General features: G+C 63.5%; 4 protein-coding genes. All 4 read right to left on the bottom strand.

Annotated features, from left to right (window positions below; translation table 11 throughout):
• Positions 1-121: 121 nt before the first annotated feature.
• Entirely contained in the window at positions 122-1,969 is a 1,848-nt protein-coding gene (locus tag CCS01_RS14880) for a protein kinase domain-containing protein (protein ID WP_104519585.1), read from the bottom strand.
• 600 nt (positions 1,970-2,569) lie between these two features.
• A complete protein-coding gene (locus CCS01_RS14875) occupies positions 2,570-3,982 on the bottom strand; it encodes a serine/threonine-protein kinase (RefSeq protein WP_104519584.1) in 1,413 nt (470 codons plus the stop codon).
• 16 nt (positions 3,983-3,998) lie between these two features.
• Complete coding sequence (locus tag CCS01_RS14870; RefSeq protein ID WP_239992168.1) at positions 3,999-4,841, bottom strand: c-type heme family protein; 843 nt, start codon at positions 4,839-4,841, stop codon at positions 3,999-4,001.
• Positions 4,842-5,232: 391 nt separating this feature from the next.
• Complete coding sequence (locus CCS01_RS14865; protein WP_104519582.1) at positions 5,233-6,732, bottom strand: class I SAM-dependent methyltransferase; 1,500 nt, start codon at positions 6,730-6,732, stop codon at positions 5,233-5,235.
• Positions 6,733-6,848: the final 116 nt, after the last annotated feature.

Genomic DNA, 6,848 nt, shown 5'->3' with positions numbered 1-6,848 from the left:
TCGGGTAAGGTGGTCGCGGAGAGCACGAACAGGTCGCGTTCGTCTGGCAGCGAATCGGCCCAATCAACCGCGGCCCGTGGCGAAGGGGCTTACCCCCGGATCTGCTCGAACCGGAAGCCTTCTAACGGCGGACTGCATCCAGAGAAAGGCGCAGGACGTGGCGGTTTCCGTCGCGGATGATTTCCACCGGCACCGTTTGTCCCGGCGGGACATCACTGGCGATTTTCGACAGTGACGACAAGTTGCTGATTTCCAGCCCCTTTACCTTCAGGATCAGGTCATCGAGCCGAATGCCTGCCCGCTCCGCAGCGCCGCCGGCGAGGACGCCAGTGACGATCATGCCCTCTGGCGTCTGCAGCCCGAAGCGGCCGGCGGTGTCCGGGGTGACAGAGACGCAAAGAAGTCCGAGCGCGCCGCTGGTCGATGTAACGGGATAGGATGGCTTGGCCGCTCCGCCCACTGCCGCGTCGTCGTCGGCCGCTTTCGGTTTTGCTCCTGTCTGCTCCCGTGCCAGCCGATTATGTTCCGGTTCCTGGCGAGCAGTTTCACGCCGCTGGCGTGCAAGTTCCTGTTGCTGCTGCTGGCGCAGACGCGCCTGCTCCTGTTGCTTGAACCGAGCCATCTCCTGCTGCAAGCGGGCCTGCTGGTCCGCCTGCCGCTGCGCCTCCAGTTGCTGGCGCTGCTGGTCCGCCTGCCGTTGCGCTTCCTGCTGCCGCTGACGTGCCTCTTCTTCCTGTTGCCGCAGGGCTTGCTGTTGGCGTTGACTGTCTTCCTGCTCTTGCTGCAGTTGTGCTTGCTGCTGGCGTGCTGCCTCTTCCTGTTGACGCTGCGCCTGCTGTTGTTGCCGAGCGGCATCCTGCTGCTGAAGTCGAACCTGTGCCTGCTGCTGGCGGGCCTGCTCCTCAAGAATGCGCGCCTGTGCCTGTTGCTGGACACGTGCGGCATCGGAATTTTGTTGCATATCAGCGCTGCCCGGCGAGGTCCACTGCCGGACCACATAGTAGCCGCCGAGACCAAGTGCTGCGGCAATCAAGCCGCCGAAGGCAACGACGCCGATGGCCGGTGCAGACTTTTTCGCCCGCTGCGGACGGGCCTGACCATTCGGGCGGAGCGGGATCGGGGCAGCTTTCCCGGCATCCGGCGCGGCAGGCATCGCGGCCGTCAGCAACGCCTCATGGAACTCGCTTGCTGTTTTGAAACGGTTCTCCCGGTCGCGGGCCATTGCTTTGGTGACAACTGCATCGAGTGCTGGCGTCACCAGCGTGGACACCCGGGATGGCGGAAGCGGCGATCCATAAAGGACTTTATGCATGATCGTCGCCAGGTTGCCTTCGTACGGGCGCTCCCCGGTAAGCATCTGGTACAGCACCACGCCGGCGGAATAGATATCCGTGCGCCAGTCGATGTTTTCGCCAAGAAACTGCTCGGGGGACATGTACGCGGGCGTGCCGATGACCATCCCCGCCTGGGTTATCTGGCTGTCCTCCAGGCGCGCGATGCCGAAATCGGTGATTTTGACCTGCTTTTCCTTGGTCAGCATGATGTTGGCGGGCTTGACGTCCCGATGGACCACACCGCGGTCGTGGCTGTACTGAAGGGCGTCCAGAACCGATCCGATAATCCTGCAGATCTCCGGCAAGGCGAAGCGTTGGTTGCCATCGAAGACATTCTTCAGTGTCGTGCCGCTAACGAACTCCATCACCAGATAGGCATAGGAGTCGGTCTCGCCAAAGTCATAGACTGCGACGATATTCGAGTGATTGAGTTGCCCGGCGGCTTGTGCGCCGCGCTTGAACCGGGCAAACGCCTCCCGCTCATCGAACTCTTCCACGGCGGACAGCGGCATCAGCTTCAAGGCGACACGACGGGCGATGACGGTGTCCCAGGCTTCGTAAACCGTGCTCGTGGGGGTGCGCGCAAGGGGGGCTTTCAACTCATATTTGCCGATACGTTCGATTGTTGTACGCATTTTCCCCTGGCAACACTGGCAGTTGGCCGATTGTTCGCCGACAACCCGCGCTGCTCGCGTCCGGCTGCCACCAAACCTAAGCTTATCATTCGACTAAAACAGCCACTCATAGCCAAAAAGCCAGACAACGTAAAAGTAGCAGTGCTCGTTCACCAAGATGTGTCTTCAGGTACCCGTTGGGGATGGCGCGTGCGCGCGGTACGCTGCCGGCGCGAAGCCGCACGAACCTTTACCGGCCATAGCGCCCCCTGTTCTTGTCACGCGACGGCGGAATGGCGCCTGGACCGGAGATGGAAGCGCCGCCAGTTCGCACGACGTGATCAACAACGTCATGAAGCGGCGCGGCTGCCTGTATCCCCCACCGGATGCACAGATCTCGGAAACGACCGCAAAATCAGGCTCTTGCCCGATGGCCGGGAATATCTATTAGCCGTAATAGCCAGGGCGAGCCGAAGGCACCAACTTACAACATATCGCAGACCGGGCAGACTGCGTAGACGTTGCCTTATCGTCAGGACGGTATGAGCTACGGTCGCGGCGAACCGTTTCCGGAATCTTTGCATCCGGTTGCCTGCATTCCAGATCATCTCCGACAGGCGATCAGTTCAGCTTTGGCTCGACTTCCGACCGCAACTGGCGACGGAGCTTTGCCTGCTCATCCGACCGGGTGACATGGGCGCACAGGCGCTCAATGAAATCCTTGCTTGAGACAGCCTCGGCTGCCGCCTTCCGCACCAGCATGCGGGCAATCGGGCCGGTATAGACGACCAAGACAGCCTGCGCCGCCGCCATCGCCTCGCGGGAAATAGTCCATGCCTGCGGGCACACTGCCGATGGCGGCCGTGGCGCCTGCGATGCGGCTGTTCCGAAGGACGTATTGCCGCTCAGCGGCGCACCGAGTGTCGCGCCCAATGTCGCGCCCAATGTCGGCTCGCGGCGGCCGCCTCCGACGGCGCGCAGGAATCGCACGCGATCGGACGGATTGGGCAGGCCGCGTGCCAGCGTCGCATAGAGCTCGTCGTTACTGTTGGAACTCGCGGCGGCACGCAAGACGGCCGTTCTCGCGATAGGCCCGGTGAGCGTAGCCAGTTGCCGCTCGACCTGTTGCAGAAAAGCGGGATCCCAGGAACGCCCTGTCCGGTGCGAGAAAATCACGGTTTCCTGTGAAACGTCCGGCTGATCGCCGGCAACTGCCCGCAACGCAGCGCCAAATTCGTCGGATCTCTGAAACCGATGCGCCGGATTCTTGGCCAGCGCACATCGCAGGATGTCGATATAGGCGTAGGCCCCGGCCACCAGAACCGGTTGCAAATCCACCGGATCGGGCCCGGAAAGGCGCAGAATCGTTTCGGTCAGGGTCGAACCTGCGAACGGCGGCTTGCCCGACACCATTTCGAACAGTACAGCGCCGATGGAAAACAGGTCCGTACGGGCATCGACCTTGTCGCCCTCCACCTGCTCGGGCGCCATATAGCTCGGGGTTCCCAGCATCATGCCATACCGCGTGGCGTGGACGCCTCCTGCAACGCGGGCAATGCCGAAATCGGTGATCTTCGCCTTGCCGTCTGCCGTGAGCAGAATGTTCGCCGGCTTGATGTCGCGATGGATGATGCCCAGCCCGTGCGCGTGTCCCAGTGCGTCGAGCACCGGAAGCAAGACGTCCTGCGGTGACAGCGTTGCGCGCCGGCCGGGATCGCGCAGAAGGCGATGCAGGCTGCCGCCCTCCACCAGTTCCATCACGATGGCCGGGTCGCCATCCTGTTCCAGAAAGTCATAGACCGCGACGATGCTCGGATGAGCGCACCGGCCTGCCGCCTGAACTTCGTTGCGGAAGCGAAGGAGCGAGTCTGCTTGCTGCTCTGCATCCTCCGCATCGAGATGCACCAGCTTGATCGCGACATCGCGGTCGATGACCGGATCATGCGCCCGGTAAACCACGCCCATCGAACCACGGCCAAGGACATCCACGACCCGGTATCGGCCGATCGCCGACGGCTTGCCGGGGCCGTTCATGGAAGCTGACCGGTCATCACTCGAGCATCCTCATGGCGCTGTCCAGGCTGCGACGCATCCGGTTGAACGCACTGGACAGGATGGCGATTTCATCCCGACCCTTCCGCTCATACTCCTCCACGCTTGAATCACCCAGGCTGACCGCGTTGGCGATGTGGGATAGCGTTAGCACGGGCCGGATGACGGTGTAGTGCAACAATACGTTCAGGATGATCAAAACCAGCAGGAACACCCCGAACAGGATGATCATGAAGGCCATGAACCTGGCTTCCGCCCGTTGCATTGGCAGCGACATTGGCACCGACACGACCTGCGCGCCGACAACCTCATGCAGTTTCCAGCCGAACCCGTTGTCGCGGCCATAGGTGGCCAGCATGGCCGGCGGCGCTTCCGCCGGCGTGCTGTGGCATCGCAGACAGGCGGGACTGTCGATCGGGATCGGCCGCGCGAGGCTCAGCACGCGTCCGGTCGGGGTTTCCCGGTCGCCGGTCAGTTGCTTCAATCCGGACTTGTCGCGGAATGCATTGATGAAGTCGGCTTCCCAGTCGGTTGGCCGGTCCGTGGGATTGGTGGGATTCAACGCGGGTTCCCGGTAGGTGAAATCGGGGTACTGTGCCCGCAGCGTCTTGAACGTCGTCTGCGCGACGAAGGACGGGACGGACGCAGCGACGAACTGCTGGCCGGAGTTGTTCTGCTGTGCCGCCAGCGGTCCGATATAGGTATCCGTGAACTTCCGGATCGCATTGGCCGCGCTCATCATGATGCCGGCCTCTTGCAGCACCTGCTGGCGTGCATCCTCAATGAACAGGTTCCGCAGGAAGAAGCCCGCGGCGGCGAAACCGATCAGGAAAGCCGCCACGATAGCCACATTGAACTTTGTCCTCAGGCCCATCGCCACCCGCCCGCTTCTCGCTGAATTCCGGTGACTTTGGACGAAGCCGCGGAAATTTGCCAGTTCGGCGCCTGCGCGGACAGTCTCCCGTCGCAACATGCCGCCGTCGGGCCGTTGTGCGCGACACTGGTGACAGCAAACCGCAAGCAGGTTGGGACGCCCCTTGGGCCCATCCGGGAATCACCGCCTGATTGGGTGCAGGGCACCGTCCTCTCCTTGTCATGGTCCGCGAAGGCGGACCGTCCACGCCTTGCGATGCCGATCACGGCAAATGCCTGGATGGCGGGCCTGCGCCGGCCATGACGCGGAAGATACGCCGTCCACCAATCCCAAACTGCGTGCGGCTTTGCTGTCGCCGTCAGTAAACGCCGGCCGCGCGCAGGATCGGCATTCTGCGGTGAAGGCTGTGCTCGATCGCCTGCCGCAGCGCGGAGACGGCGTTGGACGGAGGCGCGATCAGCCGAAGCAGGTCCGGTACGACCGCATCTCCGGCGTCGAGCCGGTCGAGCACGAGCAGATCCAGAAGGCTGCCATGCGCCCCGGCGCCAAGGCGATGACTCGCCAGGCCCACGACTCGGTTCAGGCTTTCCGAGCGGGCAAGGCGGCGCGCGGCGATCCGGTTGAAGTGCATGGCGCCAGGATCGGGATCGGCATCCGGCCGCAGGACCGGATAGGCCAGGTTTGCGCCGACCAACATGCCCAGCAATTCTGCGGGATTGTCGCGATTGCCCTCGACCTCCGCCAACCGCAGCAGGTCGCCGACGCGGCTGGCCTGCCGGCTCGCGGCTTCGACCACGGGTCCGTAGAACGCCGCGTTGAACCGCGCCTGCCCGGTCGGAACCTCGACCTCCGCCGGCAGCTCGTCGGGATGGACGCCCATGCCGATGACGACGTCCATCAACATCTCGTCGCGGGTTGCATTGCCGACGCGCCGGGCGCCGCGGACGAACAGATCGTGCCGCAGTGACCGTTCCACGCACAGGTCCTTGACCATTTCGCGCATCAGCGGGTCCTCGAACCTGTTGGCAATCGCCCGCTGGGCATCGGTCATGGTCAGCGCCGGAAAGTTCTCGATCAGCTGCGAGGAACCAATCCATTCCAGTTTCGCACCCGACAGCGCCGCCGCGACATCGGCCAGGAAGCAGGGGCGCCAGAATTCATTCATGTATTCATGGGCGAGATAGCCACGCGGCACGTCCTCTAGACGCGCAAGCAGCGCCTTGACCATGGGCGCACGATCGAGATGGCGCGCCTCAGCCGCCAGCAACGCCTTCACCACCGCCATGCCCTCCTCGGCCTGATGGTCGCTGCGCCAGGCGAGGCGGCGGCCGGCTTCGCGCAACAGGCGCTGCATGCCAAGGACCGGACCCCAGGCGGGCAGCCCGTTGTAGCTGAGGTGCAGCACACCGCCGGCGCGCAGCTTTTGCCGCAAGAGGCGAACGATGCCGGACTGCACGGAATCGGGCACCCAGCTCCAGACGCCGTGCATGGTGACGAAATCGGCTTCGGGGATGTCCCGCCCCACCGGATCTTCGGCAAATGTCGCAAGGTCGGCTTCGATGAAGCAAATATTCGTCAAGCCGGCCTCCACCGCCCACGCCCGCGCGGCAGCGATATGGGTCGGATTGAAGTCGATGGCGGTGACCCGCCACCCCGGGTTGCTTGCCGCCTGCACGAGTGCGCCGTAGCCCTGACCGCAACCGAGTTCCAGAAGATGCACCGGGTCTGCATCCCGCGGAAACGGAACAGCGACGCCGCACAACTGGCAGGCCAGCGCCATCATCACCGGCGATTGCTGGCTGTACCACCCGGCCGTGTAGGGAACGTCGGTGACATAGCCGCTGTTCCAGCCGTTCATGCTACGCTCCTTTTGATACCAGTCGGCATTGAGAGTGACCGTTGCCCTCCTGTCATGGCCCGGCACCCGCTATGTTGGCGCCTATGCGGACAAGCCAGGCCATGACGATCAGGCGC

Source organism: Rhodopila globiformis (genome assembly GCF_002937115.1).
Taxonomy (GTDB): domain Bacteria; phylum Pseudomonadota; class Alphaproteobacteria; order Acetobacterales; family Acetobacteraceae; genus Rhodopila; species Rhodopila globiformis.
The sequence above is the reverse complement of the archived record's forward strand: the minus strand, read 5'-3'. Positions and strand labels throughout refer to the sequence as shown.

Bases quoted from the DNA above. Each gene is read 5' to 3' on its own strand.
- CCS01_RS14865 (WP_104519582.1), bottom strand. From the start codon at position 6,732: ATGAACGGCTGGAACAGCGGCTATGTCACCGACGTTCCCTACACGGCC.
- CCS01_RS14880 (WP_104519585.1), bottom strand. From the start codon at position 1,969: ATGCGTACAACAATCGAACGTATCGGCAAATATGAGTTGAAAGCCCCC.
- CCS01_RS14875 (WP_104519584.1), bottom strand. From the start codon at position 3,982: ATGAACGGCCCCGGCAAGCCGTCGGCGATCGGCCGATACCGGGTCGTG.